This is a genomic window from Serratia rhizosphaerae (assembly GCF_009817885.1).
Lineage (GTDB): Bacteria > Pseudomonadota > Gammaproteobacteria > Enterobacterales > Enterobacteriaceae > Serratia_B > Serratia_B rhizosphaerae.
The window spans coordinates 4,820,349-4,836,618 of the sequence record NZ_CP041764.1; the positions used below are offsets into that span (position 1 = coordinate 4,820,349).

The window sequence follows — 16,270 nt, forward strand, 5'->3', positions numbered from 1 at the left end:
ATAAATAACCATGAACAAAAGAACGCCGCAGGATATTGAACGCAGCGCAATAAGAAAGCTGACGCTGCATATCGTCCCCTTAATGATTCTGTTATATTTTCTGGCCTTTCTTGATCGTAACAATATGGCTTATGCCGCCATAGCGTTGGAAGACAGCCTGGGGCTCACGGCCTCTGCATTCGGTTTTGCCTCCGGTATTTTCTTTATCGGCTATTTTATGTTTGAAATCCCCAGCAATGCCGGCACGATCAAGTTCGGCCCGCGTATCTGGTTCGCCCGTATCCTGATCTCATGGGGCATCTTCGCCACCCTGATGAGCTTTGCACGTACGCCGATGGAGCTGTATATCTGCCGTTTTATGCTGGGTGTCTGTGAGGCCGGCTTCTTCCCCTCCGTGGTCTACTATTTTACCGTATTTTTCCCGGAAAAATACCGCACCAAAATTCTGGGCATGTTTATTATCGTCCAGCCTTTATCCAACGCCATCGGCTCACCGATTTCCGGTTTTATCCTTAATATTGACAACGGCTGGTTTGGCCTTGAACCCTGGCAACTGCTGTTTATTATTGAAGGCGTGCCGCCGATTATTATCGGCCTGATCATTCCGTTTATCATAAAGAAATCACCAAAAGACGTCGGTTACCTTGACGTGGAGGAGAAAGCCTGGTTAATGAATAATAACCAGCGTACCAAATCCGGCTCGCAAATAACGCTGGGTGATTTCTTTAACGGTATTAAAAACAAAAAATATCTGATCTACGCCCTGCTGAATTTCGGCATGGTCTGCGGCATTTACGGTTTTGGCATGTGGCTGCCCTCCATCCTTACCGCCATTTCCGGCAACGATATTTTCCACGTCAGCCTGCTGGCGCTGATCCCCTATGGCCTGGGGGCGCTGCTGGTTTATCCGTGGAGCCTGTGGGCCAGTAAAACCCGGCAAATCGGCATTTTTGCCGGCATCAGCATGGTGATGGCCGCCATCGGTCTGGCCGGCGCGGTAGTCTTCTTCCAATACAACCTGTTCGTCTCGCTCTCTTTCTTATGTCTCGCCGCCGTCGGTATCTACACCGCCGTTCCGCCGTTTTTATCCATGCCCGCCAATATTTCGTCGGGCGCGTCGGCCGCCGCCGGCCTGGCGGTGGTGAGCTGTATTGGCAACATCGGTGGCTTTGTCGCCCCCTATGTGGTGGGCGTGCTTAACGAATTTACCCACAGCAGCATTCCGGGGCTGGTTTTCCTGGCGCTGTGTCTGCTGGTCACCGGCCTGATTTGTATTTTCTACTGCGCCAAACAGCGCGAAGGCGTCATCAGGGCGTAACTCATTTTTCCCCCCTAACACGAGGTATTCACCATGGGCAACCTTACCGGCAAGAAAGTCTTTATCACCGGCGCGGAGCAAGGCATCGGTCGGGCCACGGCGGAACAGCTGATCCAGGCCGGCTGCGATATTTATTTGCATTACCACAGCGGCGAAGAAGGCCCCAAGGCGCTGGTAGAACTGGCGCATTCGCTGGGACAGCGCGCGGCCTATGGCTACGCGGATTTAATCGAGACCGCAGACGCCGAACGCTGCGTGCGCGCCGGGGCGGAGTTTCTCGGCGGCATCGATATTTTGATCAATAACGTCGGCGGCATCGTCGGTCGTAAGTGGCTAGGAGACATCGATCGCCAGTTCTGGCAAACGGTGCTGGATGTCAATATGACCACCATGCTGAACGTGACGCAAAGCGCGCTGCCGTTCCTGAAAGCGGCGACAGACGGCGCCAGCGTCGTCAATCTGGCCTCGCTGGCCGGCCGCGCCGGCGGACATTCCGGCTCGCTGGTCTACTCGTCCTGCAAGGGCGCGGTGCTGACCTGGACACGTTCGCTGGCGGCGGAACTGGGTGAACACGGCGTCCGGGTGAACGCGGTGGCGCCCGGGTTGATCCTCGGCACGCGTTTTCACGATCGCCACACCACCCAAGCCTCGGCGGAAGAAACCGTCCGCGCAATCCCGCTGGGCAGAGCCGGCACGCCGCAGGATGTGGCGCGCGTGATCGCCTTCCTGGCGGCGGAATATGACGGATTCGTCTCCGGTGCCACCATTGATATCAACGGCGGCATTTACCGCATGTAACCCACCGGCCGGCAGTCCGAAACGGCTGCCGGCATTTCAGACAGAGAACCAACATGATTAAATCAGAACTTATCCACCCGCCTCTGCTCGGCGCGCTGGCGGCATGCGGCCACAAAAGTCAGCTGTTAATCGCCGATGCCAATTACGCGGTAACCAGCAACGCCCGTAAAGACGCGACCGTGGTGTATCTCAATCTGTCGCCGGGGATGATCCCCGCCGCGCTGGTGCTGGAAAAAATCCTGACCTGTATCAATGTGGAACAGGCCGCCCTGATGACGGCGCCGGCGGATTTTCCCCATACTGCGGCCGACGACTACCGACGCTTGCTGCCTACCGACTGCCCCATCAGCTATCTGGAGCGGGAGCAGTTTTACGCCGAGGTCAAATCCGAACGTACGGCGTTGATTATCGCCTCCGGCGAGCAGCGGCGCTTCGCCAATCTGCTGCTGACGGTCGCCCCGGTCTTTTGACTCTCCGCTGGGGGGCCTAATCCATAGCGCACGTTCTTACCGATTACACGGCGGCCGCAGAGTGCCGCCCTGTTGTTTCCTATATGTATGTTGTAACTAAAATGAGAGGGACACACCGGCAAATGTGATAAGGCCGGTGCATTTTCCCATCGGTCAGTGCGGCGCCATATGCTGCGCAATCAGCGTCGCCAGTGGTAAACGTAAAGGTTGCGGCAGGTCATGCCCCATATCCGGCACAATATGCAGCCTGGCATGGGGAACTGCCCGCGCCACGGCAGCTCCCCCGGCCTTGCGCACCATACGGTCGGCACTGCCGTGGATCACCAGCGTCGGCGCCTGAATGTTCCGGCTGTAACGCCGCAGATCGCCGCTGCCCAGTAAGGCGGAAAACTGACGCTGCAGCCCTTCGCTGTCGCCGCCGCGCTGCAACAGCCGGCTGACCAGCGCATCCAGCTCCGCTTCCTGCATCGGGTAACGTTTACTGGCCAGCAGACGCAAACGAGTTTTACAGTAATGGTGCTGCTGTGCGCGCGACGCCTTAACGGGAAACGGTCGCAGCAGCAGGAATAACAGCGACGGCGCCGGCGGCGGCAACAGCGGTTGATTGGTGCTGGAAAACAGCACGATCAGGCTGCGCACTCGCTGCGGATACTCCGCCGCCAACACCTGGGCAATCATGCCGCCCATTGAGCCGCCCAACACATGCGCCTGCCGAATGTGCAGATGATCCAGAAGCTGAACGGCATCGGCCGCCATGTCCGCTAGCGTATAAGGTACCGCACTTTGCCAGCCAAGCTGGGCGCGCAGTATCAGCAGCCACAGCGGCTGCCGGCGATGCCCGTGGGTTTTGCCGGACAGGCCGGCATCGCGGTTGTCAAAGCGAATCACCCGGTAACCCTGTTCAACCAGCGCCCGGCAAAACTCATCCGGCCACAGCAGCATCTGTGCGCCAATGCCCATTATCAGCAATAAGGGCGGCGCGCTTTCGTCACCCCAGTCTTCATACGCAATCGGTATGTCGCCGTTTGGCGCAACCCCGCTCCGCACCGCAATCTGCTGCATAAACAACCTCTTAATCTCCGCCTCGCTGAGGCCAGTGTAGCATGTACATGCCGTTACACGCCGAAACCAATCACGCACGGAAAGCCGGCGGCGCTTTCCCTATGCTGTTATCCACGGCCCCGTAGTGGGGTTAAGACACGAAAAATCACTTGAGGAACCGACAATGAAAAAAACATTAGCTCTGGTTGTTGCCGCTGCAATGGGCCTGTCCAGCGTCGCATTTGCCGCCGATGCCGCCACCGCAGCCCCGGCTAACAGCACCCACGTCAGCCACCATCACGCCAAGGCCAAAAAAACCGTGGCGCAGAAAGCGCAGGCCGCTAAAAAACAGGTGAAATCCGCCCACAAAAAAGCGCCGGTGCAGAAAGCACAGGCGGCGAAAAAAACGCACAAGCACGCCAAACAACAGAAAAAAGCGGCGCGCTGATCTGCCGGGGCACTCCGCCCTGACCACGTATGACGTTCATCCAAGCACCCGGCCTGCCGGGTGTTTTTTATCGGAGGCTGTCATCTATGCTGCGCCGTTATCTGTTCGAAATCGTACTGGCCGTGCTGATCCTCTGCGGCCTGATCGCCGCGGCGTTTTATCTCTGAGCATTGGCGTCCATGCACGCAGAATTTATTGAAAAATCAATCAACGAACGTTTCAACACGTCAATTTCCGTCTATAGTAGACATTCAGTGAGTTTATGGATTACCCCGTATCAGGCAAGAGATCTATGCGCATATCCGCTTTGCTGTTGTTGTGCTCATTTCCACTGATTAGCGCCGGCCCGGCCCGGGCCGACGGTCCCTCTCATGCGGAGAAAAACCGTCTTTTTTTTGGTAAAGACGACCGGATAAAAGTGAGCGAAACCCGCGGCTGGCCCTGGCAGGCCATCGGTCAGATCGAAACCGTCAGCGGCAATTTATGCACCGCCACCCTGATTTCACCGCACCTGGCGCTGACCGCCGGCCACTGCGTGCTGGCGCCGCCCGGCGTGCTGGATAAAGCGGTAGCGCTACGCTTTATCGCCCAGTCCAAAGGCTGGCGTTACCAAACGGATAATATTGAAACGCTGGTTGACCGAAAACTGGGGAAGAAACTGAAGCCGGACGGCGACGGCTGGATCGTGCCGCCGGGCGCGGCGGCCTATGACTTTGCGCTGATACGGCTCAAGGATGCGACGCCGCTGCCGCTACGGCCGCTGCCGCTGTGGCAAGGCGACACGCCGACCCTGACGCAGGCGATGAAACAGGCCAGGCGGCTGATCACTCAGGCCGGCTACCCCGAGGACCATCTGGACAGTCTTTACAGCCACCAAAACTGCACGGTGACCGGCTGGGCGCAGCAAGGCGTGCTGTCGCACCAGTGCGATACCCTGCCCGGCGACAGCGGTTCGCCGCTGTTGCTGAAAACGGCGGACGGCTGGCGACTGATCGCCATTCAAAGCTCCGCGCCGGCGGCTAAAGACCGCTATCGCGCCGACAACCGGGCGCTGGCGGTCACCGCTATTTATGCCCAGTTGCAGGCACTTGAACAGCAAGAATAGCTCGAGCCGGCATGGAAGACAGACCCGCGCCAGGCGTTAAGCCGACAGCTGCTCAATAGTCTGCAGAATACGTTTATCAGACACCGGATACGGCGTACCCAACTGCTGGGCGAACAGGCTGACGCGCAACTCCTCGATCATCCAGCGCACTTCCTTCACCTCCGGTTCTTCCCGGCGCTTTGGCGGCAGCTTATTCAGCCACTGCTGCCACGCCTGCTGAATCTGCTCCACCCGCAGCATCTGGGCGCGGTCACGGTGCGGGTCGATCGCCAGCTTCTCCAGACGACGTTCAATCGCCTGCAGATAACGCAGCGTATCCGGCAGACGCTTCCAGCCGTTGTTGGTGACAAAACCGCGGTACACCAGCCCGGCCAGCTGCGCCTTGATATCCGACAGCGCCAGCGCCAGCGACATATCCACCCGTCCCTTCAGGCGTTTGTTGATGTTAAACACCGCGGTCAGGATCTGTTCGACCTGCTGCGCCACCTCCACCACGGTGTCGTTCAGCTCGGCGCGGATACGCTCCTGCAGCTTGGCGAACGCCTGCTCCTGCCACACCGGGCCGCCATACTCGGCAATCAGCTTGTCGATACCGCAGGAGATGCAGTCATCAATCAGATCCAGCACCTTGCCGTACGGGTTGAAGTACAGTCCCAGCTTGGCCTTGTTCGGCAGTTTTTCATGCAGATACTTGATCGGCGACGGAATATTCAGCAACAGCAGGCGGCGCGTGCCTTGCCACATCGCCTGCTGCTGCTCCTGCTCGCTGTCGAACAGGCGGATCGCCACGCTGTCTTTTTCATCGACCAGTGCCGGGTAAGCCTTCACCGAGTAACCGCCGCGTTTTTGCTCGTAGAACGCCGGCAGTTCACCGAAGCTCCAGATATGCAGATCGCTCTGCTCCAGCCCGTCATCGGCCACCGCCGACAGCGTTTCCTGCACTTTCTCTTTCAGCTGCAGCTTCAACGCCGCCAGGTCTTTCCCTTCGCGCAGGGTCTTGTGCTTGTCGCCCACCACACGAAAAGTCATTTTAAGATGATCGGGCACCTGTTCCCACTGCCAGTCATCACGTGACACGGTCACACCGGTCATACGGCGCAGTTCGCGCTCCAGCGCATCCAGCAGCGGCATCTCCAGCGGCGTCACCCGGCCCAGGAAGGCTTCAGCATAGTTCGGCGCCGGTACAAAATTGCGCCGTACCGGCTTCGGCAGCGATTTGATCAGGGCAATCACCAGTTCACGGCGGATTCCCGGGATCTGCCACTCGAAACCGGCTTCTTCAACCTGATTGAGCAACGGCAGCGGAATATGCACCGTCACGCCGTCGGCGTCGGTGCCCGGCTCAAACTGATAGCTCAGCCGCAGTTTCAGGTTGTCCTGATGCCAGTAATTCGGGTAATCCAGCGCGCTGATTTTATTCGCCCCCTCTTTGATCAGCATCGCTTTCTCAAAGTTGAGCAGATCCGGCTGCTGCTTCGCCGCCTGTTTCCACCAGTTATCAAAGTGGCGCGCCGAGACGATGTCGGCCGGAATGCGGCGATCGTAGAAGCTGAACAGCGTTTCATCATCCACCAGGATGTCGCGCCGGCGCGATTTGTGTTCCAGCTCTTCAACCTCTGCACGCAGCTTCAGGTTGGCGCTGAAGAACGCATGGCGCGTCTGCCAGTCGCCCTCCACCAGCGCATGACGGATAAACAGTTCCCGGCACAGCAGCGGATCGATATTGCTGTAATTGACCTGGCGCGCCGCCACAATCGGCAGGCCGAATAGCGTCACCTTCTCGCTGGCCATCACCGCCCCCTGCGATTTCGACCAGTGCGGCTCGCTGTAATGCTGCTTCACCAGATGCTGCGCCAGCGGCTCAATCCACTCCGGCTCGATACGCGCCGCAATGCGCCCCCACAGCTTGCTGGTTTCCACCAGTTCCGCCACCATCACCCACTTCGGCGGCTTTTTAAACAGGCCGGAACCGGGGAAGATGGAGAAACGCGCGTTGCGCGCGCCGGTAAACTCCTGCTTATCCGTGTCTTTCTGGCCGATATGCGACAGCAGCCCCGTCAGCAGCGCCGTATGTACGCTGCGTAAATCCGACGGCTCGCTGTTGATCGGCAGCCCCAGCTCTTTCACCACCTGGCGCAGCTGGGTGTAGATATCCTGCCATTCGCGCACCCGCAGATAGTTGAGGAAATCGGTGCGGCACAGGCGGCGGAACTGGCTGGAAGAGAGCGCCTTCTGCTGCTCTTTCAGGTAATCCCACAGGTTGACGAAGGTCAGGAAATCGGAATCTTTGTCGGCGAAGCGGCGGTGCTTCTCATCGGAGGCCTGCTGTTTATCCAGCGGCCGCTCGCGCGGATCCTGGATCGACAGCGCCGCGGTGATGATCATCACTTCGCGCACGCTGCCGCTGTTGCTGGCTTCCAGCACCATGCGCGCCAGACGGGGATCAATCGGCAACTGCGCCAGCTGCCGGCCGCGCGCGGTCAGCTGATAGTGACCGTTCGGCGCACTGTTAATCGCCCCCAGCTCTTCCAGCAGGCGCACGCCGTCCTGCACGTTGCGCTTATCCGGTGCTTCCACAAACGGGAAGGCGGCGATATCGCCCAGCCCCAGCGAGGTCATCTGCAGAATGACCGACGCCAGGTTGGTGCGCAGAATTTCCGGGTCGGTAAACTCCGGCCGCGACAGGAAATCCTGCTCCGAATACAGACGGATGCAGATGCCTTCCGATACGCGGCCGCAGCGCCCTTTACGCTGGTTGGCCGAAGCCTGGGACACCGGCTCGATCGGCAGGCGCTGCACTTTGGTGCGGAAACTGTAACGGCTGATGCGCGCGGTGCCGGGATCGATAACGTATTTGATCCCCGGCACCGTCAGCGAGGTTTCCGCCACGTTGGTCGCCAGCACGATGCGTCGTCCATGGTGCGACTGGAATACCCGGTTCTGTTCGCTGTTTGACAGCCGTGCATACAGCGGCAGCACCTCGGTATGCGGCAGGTTCAGTTTGTTCAGCGCGTCGGCGGTATCGCGGATTTCACGCTCGCCGCTCATAAAGATCAGGATATCCCCCGGCCCTTCGCGCCCCAGTTCATCCACCGCGTCAAAGATGGCCTGCAGCTGGTCGCGTTCACCGTCGTCGGCGTCATCCACCACCGGACGGTAGCGCACTTCCACCGGATAGGTGCGGCCGGAAACCTCAATGATCGGCGCATTATTGAAGTGGCGCGAGAAGCGCTGCGGGTCGATAGTGGCGGAGGTGATGATCACCTTCAGATCCGGACGCTTCGGCAACAGCTCGCGCAGATAGCCAAGAATAAAGTCGATGTTCAGGCTGCGTTCGTGCGCCTCATCGATAATCAGCGTGTCGTACTGCATCAGCAGGCGGTCCTGCTGGATTTCCGCCAGCAGAATACCGTCGGTCATCAGTTTGACCAGCGACTGTTCGCCGACCTGATCGTTAAAGCGCACCTTATACCCGACGCTGCCGCCGAGCGGCGTGTCCAGCTCATCGGCAATGCGGTTGGCGACGGTGCGTGCCGCCAGACGGCGCGGCTGGGTATGGCCGATCAGCCCTTTCACCCCGCGCCCCAGCTCCAGGCAGATTTTCGGCAACTGAGTGGTTTTCCCCGAACCGGTTTCACCGGCGACGATCACCACCTGATGGTCGCGAATCGCCTCCAGAATCGCCTGCTTCTTCTGACTGACCGGCAGCCCCTGCGGATAACTGATGGCCGGGCAAGACGCGGCGCGCGACTGCACTTTCTGCAACGCCACCGCCATGTCGCCGGCGATTTCATCGGCGACCGCCTGCTGTGCATCGGAATTTTTGATTTTGCGCGCACCATGCAGCCGGCGCTGCAGGCGCTGTTGATCACGGAGCATCAGCTCGCCCAGTTGGGAAGATAATGCCGCGAGCGGAGATTTCACGTTTGGTATTCCTTGTTTCCGCGCTGCGCAACGGCTGGTCGGCAACGCCATTTAAATAAGTTCAGCATCACAACGCTGTTAGCCCGACAGAGTAACACAAGGCGTTTTTTCTCCATAACCCCTCTGTTTCCGCAGGCAATTGTCTTTCAATAAAATCGAACAAAGGTCTCGAAATATTCCGCTATCCCTGTTGGCAAAAGCCAAATAGAGTGTAATCCATGCGAGGGGCGCTGAGTCCTGCAGTTCCCCATCCTCACCCAACGGCCTTAACACGGCGGGTATTACGATTACGTAAGGAATTTACGATGAGCAAATTACTGGTTCTGAAATCGAGCATCCTGGCAAACTACTCACAGTCTAACCAACTGAGCGACTTCTTCGTTGAGCAGTGGAGCAAAAACCACGGCGGCGACACCATCACCGTACGTGACCTGGCGGCTAACCCGGTGCCGGTGCTGGATGGCGAACTGGTCGGCGCCATGCGCCCTTCCGACGCGCCGCTGACCCCGCGTCAGCAAGAAGCGCTGGCGCTGTCCGATGAGCTGATCGCCGAGCTGCAGGCCAACGACACCATCGTCATCGCCGCGCCGATGTACAACTTCAATATTTCAACCCAGTTGAAAAACTACTTCGACCTGATTGCCCGCGCCGGCGTGACCTTCCGCTACACCGAAAACGGTCCGGAAGGCCTGGTGAAAGGCAAACGTGCGATTATCCTGACCAGCCGCGGCGGCGTTCACAAAGGTACGCCGACCGACCTGGTTGAACCTTACCTGCGCCTGTTCCTGGGCTTCATCGGCATCACCGACGTGGAATTCGTGTTTGTCGAAGGCGTGGCCTTTGGCCCGGACGTCGCCGGCAAAGCGCAGGAAGACGCCAAAGCTGTGCTGACTCAGGTACTCACCGCCTGATAAACCGTCGAGGGCGCCGCGTGCGCCCTCGACGATTTTCCTGCCCGTTATTTCTGTTATTTCTTCAGCCACTGGCCGTTAATGCCGCGCACGTATTCCCCCGCCGCCGCACGCGCCACCAGCTTCTGCCCGGTCATCCGCGCCACGTCGTCCAGCGCAATATGGTTGCCCTCGGCAATCTTCTGATACTGTTCCGTTCGACCATCGTTGATGCGTTTCACCAGCGCCAGCGTATCGTTATCCTGTTTCAGCGGTGCGACATAGCCGCTCAGCGTTTCGCCGACGCGCCCCTGCTGTTTCGCCTCGTCCAGCGTCAACGCCATCACGCTGCCGCTCAGCAGCCAGCCGGCGCCAATCAGCCATAAATATCGCTTTTTCATTTACCCCACTCCTAGAACAGATCGCTGCGGTTTTTCAGCATATTTTCAACGTCTTTATCCACTTTGATATGGATTTCATGTTCGATCTTGACGTTCATATTGATGGTGATCGGCTCTTTCGGCGTCGCCACCTCAATACGCGGCACGCAACCGCTGAGCAGCACGCCGCCGACAACGGCCGCCAGGGCCGGCCCGGTGATGATCTTCATGGTTGTTCCCCTGGTTGTGCGAGGGCCTGTTCCAGGCGGGTAGCGCATGTTTTCAAGTGTATAGGCATTTGCTTAAATCCATTAAATTAGCTTTAACATCAAAGACATGTAACGAACAAATTAATTAGATATGGCAAGCAAGTATCAAATGGAATTAAATCACTACTTGCCCTGTAACTAGCCCTCAAAATTTTATGCCAAAAACTTTATTGACCGACACGAAAATTAAGGGACTCAAACCCAAAGCATCAGCTTACTACGTGTGGCACGCCGCTGCCACGCGTGGAACCGGGCGCCTGGGCGTGAAGGTGTATCCTTCCGGCCGGCGGGTGTTTGTTTATCGCTATTTTGTAGGAGGGAAAGCAAAGTTTGAGCGCATCGGTGATTATCCGCTAACCACGCTTTCAGTTGCCCAGGACAAGGCACGGGCAGCAATGGCCAGCCTCCAGAACGGCGGCGGGATCATATTCGGCTATGCCAGTGTGGGTGACCTGTTTGCAGACTACATCAGCAACCAGAAAACGCGGGGCAAGCGGGCGTGGGCACTCAGTGAGCGGCGGCTGAACGGCGTGTTGGCGTCTGGCCATATCAACGCCAAAACGCCGGCAAAAGACGTCACGACACACCAAATCAGGCTGGTGCTGAGCGACATGATACGCCGCGGGGCGATTGGTGGCGCAAGCAAGCTGCGCGCAGTGATGCATGCCGCATTCAATTTCGGACTGCATGCGGACAACGACCCAATGAGCGTCGACAAACCTCAACGGTACGGCATGACAATGAACCCCGTGTCAGCCATACCCGACCAGCCTGGCGCCGCCAGGGCGCTCGACCGCTTTTTGTCGTGGGATGAGCTGGCCAAGATACTGACGATAATAAAATCCGGGGCATCGGGTATGCCGCATGACCTGGAACGACTGTTCATGATTTCTCTGTACACCGGCGGCCAGCGGCCATGGGAAATCATCAAAAATTACCGGCGGAGTGTCGTAGAACGAGATAAGACGCTGTCCATTCCGCCCGAGCTGTCCAAGTCGCTTAACTGGCATGTGGTGCCGCTTACCGACACAGCCTGGTATTTTGTCACCGAGCAGCTAAACAGCCATAAGTCGGAGTACCTTTTCCCCTCACCTCGCCGGCCTGACAGCCTACGCAATACAGGACACTATTCACGGGTTATCAAGGATTTTTGTTACGACTACGACCTGGAGCCATTCACCCCCAGAGACATCCGGCGCACATTTAAAACACTCGCCGGCGATATGGGGCTCAGCATCGAGCTGCGCGACCGCATCCAGAACCACAAGCGCCCCGGGGTCTCGTCAAAGCATTATGACCGGTACGATTACATCAGAGAGAAGCGGCAGGGGCTTGAAGCGTGGGAGAAAAAACTAAACCGGCTGTAAGGCCGGCTTAGGTATTATTTTTTGCATTGGGCCTGCCATTTTTCAACAACACTTGGTGGCCAGCCGAGAACCTTCCCTGATTTTGTGCGATTCGCCGGCGGAAAGTCCCCCGCCTTGATCCAGGCCCAGAGCGTGGGCTTGGTTCGCTTGATGATATCGCACACCTCGTCAGTTGAAAGATATCGTTCAATCATCTCGCCTCCTGAAGCAAGCCGCCCGGAGGCGGCTGATTGTTATTCAAAGTCGTACGTTGGCGCCCACTGGCCGGATTCCATTACCTCGGCGTGCCGTTCTGCACGTTCCGGGGTCTGTTCTGCCCAGTTACTGTCCAGCATCTGAGTCACCGCTTCTTCCCAGTCTTCATCACAAATTGCCTCCAGCATTTTATGAAATCCAGTCAGGCCGGCAACCCCCATCTGATAGGCCATGCTGGTCAAGATATCACAGCGTGGCTGATTGCAGTGCTGCAACGCCTCCGTGATTTCTTCGTCGGCCAGCATTTTAGCCATCGTCTCATCGACCAGGGATTGCAACCAAACGTCGTTGACCGGCTGCGTCAGCGAGAAGGTGTAGTTATTCAGCGGGACGCCGGCCGGGCCGATTTTAAACCCGGTGCCTACCGTTGGATAACCCAGACTGTCGTGGTATGGCGTCAGCTCCGTGCCCTCTTCCTGGCACAGCAGGGGGATGATTTTACTTTTCATGTGCACCTGCCTCGTTGCACTGGCCGGACTCAACCAAGCACCCGGTGCGGTGTATGACGCTATCCAGCTGACCACTCACTTCTTCATGCATTTTTCGCCAGTACTCAGCGTCAGCACACCTGGCTTGCGATAGTTTTTTTTCTTCGTCGAGCACGTCGCAAAGCGCCTGGGCGCGGCGTGCCCAGCGGGCGCGTTCCTCGCGCTCGAATTGCAGGTCCTGGTTAAGCTGCTTGATGTTTTCGTAACACTTTTGCGCTTCATCCAGCAGCCGCTTAATCCGGCGCTCCTTCTCCGCGCAGCCGAGGCATTCCTGGTCAGGTGCCCGTGCAACAGCTGAGATGGTGTTGCCTGGGGAGCGCTCAAGCTCAGTATGCCCGTTAATCCAGAGCTCGAGTTCTTTCATGTCTTCCAACATGATACTGCCGTGCACGACGCCGCTGATTGCGGACTGCATTATTTTTTCTTTGGTTAATCCAAAAAGTTCTTTCATTTTGTTCCGTCCTTATTGACTAGATTTTGGGATGTGCTTCAACGCTTTATGCGTATGTTTATTTCTTCGGCATCGCTATATTTGCCAGATTTAATGAGCCTGGCGCGTGCCTTTGCCATTTTTCGGTTTCTTTCTCTGTTTTTTTCATTCCTCCTTCCGTAATTGGATATTGTCAAAGACTGTTTTATCTTTGTCTTTGCGATGGATTTATCTGTATTGATACGAACCAAGCGGAATTCTCTTTCCCTCTCACCCTTATTATTCACGAACCACTCCCCGGCAATCACTTGGTATGATTTCCGCTCATGAAATAAAGCAGGCATTCTCTTTATTAATTCTTTATGGGGTATTTTAAGCCGCCCTGCTAACTCCTGACTGGTTAGCGGTTCTTTAGATAGCATCCATATAATGCGCTCACAAAATCCGTCAATCCTCCCACGGGATCCTCTCCGGATTACCTGTTTCATTCTTCAGCTCCAGATTCCTGTTAATGCAGGCCATCTCTCTCTGCTTAAGAATTTCGTACATGCAGGATTCGAATCGCAGCCGGGAGAGCATTCTCCCATTGGTATATATGTCCTTACATACGTTGATAAAATCCCTTTCCGCATCCGTGCAGCCGCGCTGATGCAGGTCTTTTCTCAACTGCTCGCAGAGCCCCAGTAAATGCTTGTTTGCTTCGGTCAAGTCATAATTGGCCCCCTTATGCATTTCAATTTCTTTACGGCGTTCCTCTGCCAAACGCTGTTCCTGTCTAACGTTTTCACCAAATACAGATAATTCGTGTTGCAGAAATGCAATGTATGAATTAGCCAGTTTTATTTTTTGGTGCACACGGAAGAACTCCGCGATTTTGCGAATTAACTTTTTCATTTCTTTTCCTCATTATTTTAATTGCATAGGATAGAACGCCGTAATTTTTACGCGCGCTCCTGGAATTAAAGGCGATAATATCCCGCAACTCATTATCTGACATTTCGTCAATGAGCCGTTCAAATATCGGTTTCCTTTTGTCTTTCATTGCCGCCTCGCTCGTCAAACCGTGCGATGGGCAGTATTCCACATTAAATTTTTATGCCTTTTTGGCAATGATTTTTACTGATTTAATAACTACAAATTGATTTTGGTCACATTTAAACAATACGACGCCGGCGTATATTTATTTATAAACAGTTTATGCATGCATCTTCACTTAATACTGCCCTTCGCCTTTTCCAGTGCGGCACGGAGTTTAGGGGCGATTTCTGATGTGACTACCGGCTCCTCCCTGGCCTTTTCTGCGTGTTCCCGTTCCCGTTCGTTGGCCTTGCGCTTTTCCCTGGCCAACTTCATGCTCTGACCTATCTCATACCAGAACTGCTTTTCTGATTTCATACCGTCACCTCATGTGCTTATTACCTCTGTTGTTGATGGGTGCCCATAGGGCGCGGTGGGTGTTAGTCGATGCCGTATGCATCACGCTGGAAGTCCGCCGCCGCTAAACCTTCGCAGCGCTGCTCTTCGGCTTCACCAATTGCGAAATAGTTCGCCCATTCCGTGGCACTACGAGGGGGCAATGGGTTGCCGTTGTAGTCGTTGTAAATCACGTCGGCTTGTTCATTGCACTGTTCCAGCGTATCCCGCAGCTGGCGTTCAGATACGTCCGCGCCGTGCTGCGCATAAATTGATTTGAGTTGCTGCATAGAAATTTGAGTAGCCATCGTGTAACCCTCTGCTGTGTTATGTGATTTCATCAGATGCTCCAGTCGCAGCGTGCCACGACCTCAGAGCCTGCCCAGACCGCCAGGGAGCCATAGAGGTCAAACTTTGCGGCCACGCGGTCCAGCTGCTCGGTGGTGCATGCTGGCTTGAAACGCTCGAAGTACTTCAACGCCTGATAGCCCAGGTCGCCGCGGCGCTCCAGTTCAATCTCAATGGCCAGGCGCATGACGTCGTTCTTCTCCTCCTTTGCAGTGCGGTGCTGAACCACCAGCTGGTAGTCAGTCATGGTGCGAATCATGGGGGTGTTGGCCATGGCTGTTACCGCTTGCTCTTCCTGGGTAAAATAAGTTTCGATGTTCATCTATTGCTCCTTTTGGCTGATTTTGGGCAATAAAAAGCCCGCGCGAGGCGGGCTATTAAAAATGGCTCCTGCTTCGCTTATTTGGTTTTCAGGTCTACCGGTGCAAGGTCTCGGCGCGGGCTGCATAGAATATTATTTACAACCACGTAATTACCGTTAATCCAGTTGTTTACCTGCTGAGGTAACACTCCATTAGCACGTGCAAATGCGGACTTATTGCCGCCGTAGTATTTCTCAATGTATTCAGTAAGTTTCATAAGTCCCGCGTTATCTCAATGCATTAATATTAAGTGATTCCAACTTAATTCAGCAAGGATTAATTAAGTTGGAATCACTTATAATCATTTAATATTAAATTACCCTGTCCCTACTCACTTCCCCCCGCACCTCTTTGAGTAAATTCCCGGCCTTAGTGGTTGATATGCCAAGCTCCCTGGCTATGCGGTGCGCCCCATATCCCTTATCCACCAGCTCAAGGAATAATTTATGGTCATACGGCTTTTGTGGTCTGCCAGGTAACTTACCCTCAGCAGCTGCACGAGCCATTCCCTCGCGCGTTCGCTCTATAATCCTATTGCGCTCAAATTCAGCCACAGCCGCCAGCACCTGTAGTTGAAACTTGCCGGCAGCACTCGTCAGGTCAACGCCCCCTAAATCCATTGAGCGGACGCTGACGCCCAATGCTTCCATCTGCTTTAGCGTAGAGACCACATCAATCACATCACGCCCCAGGCGATCCAGTTTTAATACTGTCACCCTGTCGCCAGCCTCCAGGCGGTCTAACATACGAGCAAACTTTTTACGGTTAGCCATCGGGACAGAACCGGACACCACTTCTTCGAACACGCGCTGAGGTTCTGCGGTAATCCCCTGGCGTGATAATTCCAGCAGTTGGTTTTCCGTCGTCTGCTCAGTCGTTGACACTCGGCAATAGATAAAATCTCTCATACCATCCCCTTTGCTACCCTAATAGGTGGGGTAATTATAAAAGATAGCTTTAATCC

At 55.9% G+C, this 16,270-nt stretch carries 21 protein-coding genes; 8 read left to right on the forward strand and 13 right to left on the reverse strand.

The features are described from left to right. Positions 1–10 precede the first annotated feature (10 nt). From FO014_RS22420 to FO014_RS22430, 3 genes are read left to right on the forward strand one after another with little or no spacing between them, the layout of a single operon-like run. A complete protein-coding gene (locus FO014_RS22420; RefSeq protein ID WP_160031128.1) occupies positions 11–1,318 on the forward strand; it encodes an MFS transporter in 1,308 nt (435 codons plus the stop codon). A gap of 33 nt (positions 1,319–1,351) precedes the next feature. Next, positions 1,352–2,116 (forward strand): SDR family NAD(P)-dependent oxidoreductase, encoded by a 765-nt coding sequence (locus tag FO014_RS22425; protein WP_160031129.1) that lies wholly within the window; start codon positions 1,352–1,354, stop codon positions 2,114–2,116. A 53-nt stretch (positions 2,117–2,169) separates the two neighbouring features. Beyond that, positions 2,170–2,586: an RbsD/FucU domain-containing protein gene (locus tag FO014_RS22430; protein ID WP_160031130.1), complete on the forward strand. Its 417-nt coding sequence runs from the start codon at positions 2,170–2,172 to the stop codon at positions 2,584–2,586. A gap of 153 nt (positions 2,587–2,739) precedes the next feature. Here FO014_RS22430 and FO014_RS22435 read toward each other — a convergent pair whose 3' ends face one another. Further along, a complete protein-coding gene (locus FO014_RS22435; RefSeq protein ID WP_160031131.1) occupies positions 2,740–3,648 on the reverse strand; it encodes an alpha/beta fold hydrolase in 909 nt (302 codons plus the stop codon). A 163-nt stretch (positions 3,649–3,811) separates the two neighbouring features. Here FO014_RS22435 and asr point away from each other — a divergent pair, with 163 nt between their 5' ends. From asr to FO014_RS22445, 3 genes are all read left to right on the forward strand, one after another. Beyond that, on the forward strand, positions 3,812–4,075 hold the full coding sequence (asr, locus tag FO014_RS22440; RefSeq protein ID WP_160031132.1) for an acid resistance repetitive basic protein Asr: 264 nt from the start codon (positions 3,812–3,814) through the stop codon (positions 4,073–4,075). 29 nt (positions 4,076–4,104) lie between these two features. Further along, positions 4,105–4,242: a small membrane protein YdgU gene (gene ydgU, locus FO014_RS23830; RefSeq protein WP_201282890.1), complete on the forward strand. Its 138-nt coding sequence runs from the start codon at positions 4,105–4,107 to the stop codon at positions 4,240–4,242. A gap of 125 nt (positions 4,243–4,367) precedes the next feature. Beyond that, a complete protein-coding gene (locus FO014_RS22445) occupies positions 4,368–5,180 on the forward strand; it encodes a trypsin-like serine peptidase (protein WP_160031133.1) in 813 nt (270 codons plus the stop codon). Positions 5,181–5,216: 36 nt separating this feature from the next. Here the strand turns inward: FO014_RS22445 and hrpA are convergent, their stop codons facing one another. After that, positions 5,217–9,104, reverse strand: a complete 3,888-nt coding sequence (hrpA, locus tag FO014_RS22450) for an ATP-dependent RNA helicase HrpA (RefSeq protein ID WP_160031134.1) — start codon at positions 9,102–9,104, stop codon at positions 5,217–5,219. A 305-nt stretch (positions 9,105–9,409) separates the two neighbouring features. On the opposite strand from hrpA, the gene FO014_RS22455 reads away from it, so the two are divergent. Then, positions 9,410–10,015 (forward strand): FMN-dependent NADH-azoreductase, encoded by a 606-nt coding sequence (locus FO014_RS22455; protein ID WP_160031135.1) that lies wholly within the window; start codon positions 9,410–9,412, stop codon positions 10,013–10,015. 56 nt (positions 10,016–10,071) lie between these two features. Here FO014_RS22455 and FO014_RS22460 read toward each other — a convergent pair whose 3' ends face one another. Both FO014_RS22460 and FO014_RS22465 read right to left on the reverse strand, forming a co-directional pair. Next, a complete protein-coding gene (locus FO014_RS22460; RefSeq protein ID WP_160031136.1) occupies positions 10,072–10,395 on the reverse strand; it encodes a YdbL family probable chaperone protein in 324 nt (107 codons plus the stop codon). Between the two features lie 11 nt (positions 10,396–10,406). Beyond that, positions 10,407–10,604: a YnbE family lipoprotein gene (locus FO014_RS22465; RefSeq protein ID WP_160031137.1), complete on the reverse strand. Its 198-nt coding sequence runs from the start codon at positions 10,602–10,604 to the stop codon at positions 10,407–10,409. 194 nt (positions 10,605–10,798) lie between these two features. On the opposite strand from FO014_RS22465, the gene FO014_RS22470 reads away from it, so the two are divergent. Beyond that, positions 10,799–12,010: a tyrosine-type recombinase/integrase gene (locus FO014_RS22470; RefSeq protein ID WP_160031138.1), complete on the forward strand. Its 1,212-nt coding sequence runs from the start codon at positions 10,799–10,801 to the stop codon at positions 12,008–12,010. A 14-nt stretch (positions 12,011–12,024) separates the two neighbouring features. Here FO014_RS22470 and FO014_RS22475 read toward each other — a convergent pair whose 3' ends face one another. From FO014_RS22475 to FO014_RS22515, 9 genes are all read right to left on the reverse strand, one after another. After that, positions 12,025–12,204 (reverse strand): helix-turn-helix transcriptional regulator, encoded by a 180-nt coding sequence (locus FO014_RS22475; RefSeq protein WP_160031139.1) that lies wholly within the window; start codon positions 12,202–12,204, stop codon positions 12,025–12,027. Between the two features lie 39 nt (positions 12,205–12,243). After that, positions 12,244–12,714 (reverse strand): glycoside hydrolase family protein, encoded by a 471-nt coding sequence (locus FO014_RS22480; protein ID WP_160031140.1) that lies wholly within the window; start codon positions 12,712–12,714, stop codon positions 12,244–12,246. Continuing rightward, positions 12,704–13,204, reverse strand: a complete 501-nt coding sequence (locus FO014_RS22485) for a hypothetical protein (protein ID WP_160031141.1) — start codon at positions 13,202–13,204, stop codon at positions 12,704–12,706. Before FO014_RS22485 ends, FO014_RS22480 begins: the two co-directional genes overlap by 11 nt. Positions 13,205–13,242: 38 nt before the next feature. Beyond that, positions 13,243–13,671, reverse strand: a complete 429-nt coding sequence (locus tag FO014_RS22490) for a hypothetical protein (protein ID WP_160031142.1) — start codon at positions 13,669–13,671, stop codon at positions 13,243–13,245. Next, positions 13,631–14,077 (reverse strand): hypothetical protein, encoded by a 447-nt coding sequence (locus FO014_RS22495; protein WP_160031143.1) that lies wholly within the window; start codon positions 14,075–14,077, stop codon positions 13,631–13,633. The genes FO014_RS22490 and FO014_RS22495 overlap by 41 nt, the downstream gene beginning before the upstream one ends. Before the next feature lie 315 nt (positions 14,078–14,392). Further along, the gene (locus FO014_RS22500) at positions 14,393–14,578 is read right to left on the reverse strand and encodes a hypothetical protein (RefSeq protein ID WP_160031144.1); all 186 of its coding nucleotides are present in this window, start codon (positions 14,576–14,578) and stop codon (positions 14,393–14,395) included. 62 nt (positions 14,579–14,640) lie between these two features. Next, complete coding sequence (locus FO014_RS22505) at positions 14,641–14,937, reverse strand: hypothetical protein (protein WP_160031145.1); 297 nt, start codon at positions 14,935–14,937, stop codon at positions 14,641–14,643. Continuing rightward, complete coding sequence (locus FO014_RS22510; protein ID WP_160031146.1) at positions 14,937–15,266, reverse strand: hypothetical protein; 330 nt, start codon at positions 15,264–15,266, stop codon at positions 14,937–14,939. Before FO014_RS22510 ends, FO014_RS22505 begins: the two co-directional genes overlap by 1 nt. 351 nt (positions 15,267–15,617) lie before the next feature. Further along, positions 15,618–16,214, reverse strand: a complete 597-nt coding sequence (locus FO014_RS22515) for a recombinase family protein (protein WP_160031147.1) — start codon at positions 16,212–16,214, stop codon at positions 15,618–15,620. Positions 16,215–16,270 lie beyond the last annotated feature (56 nt).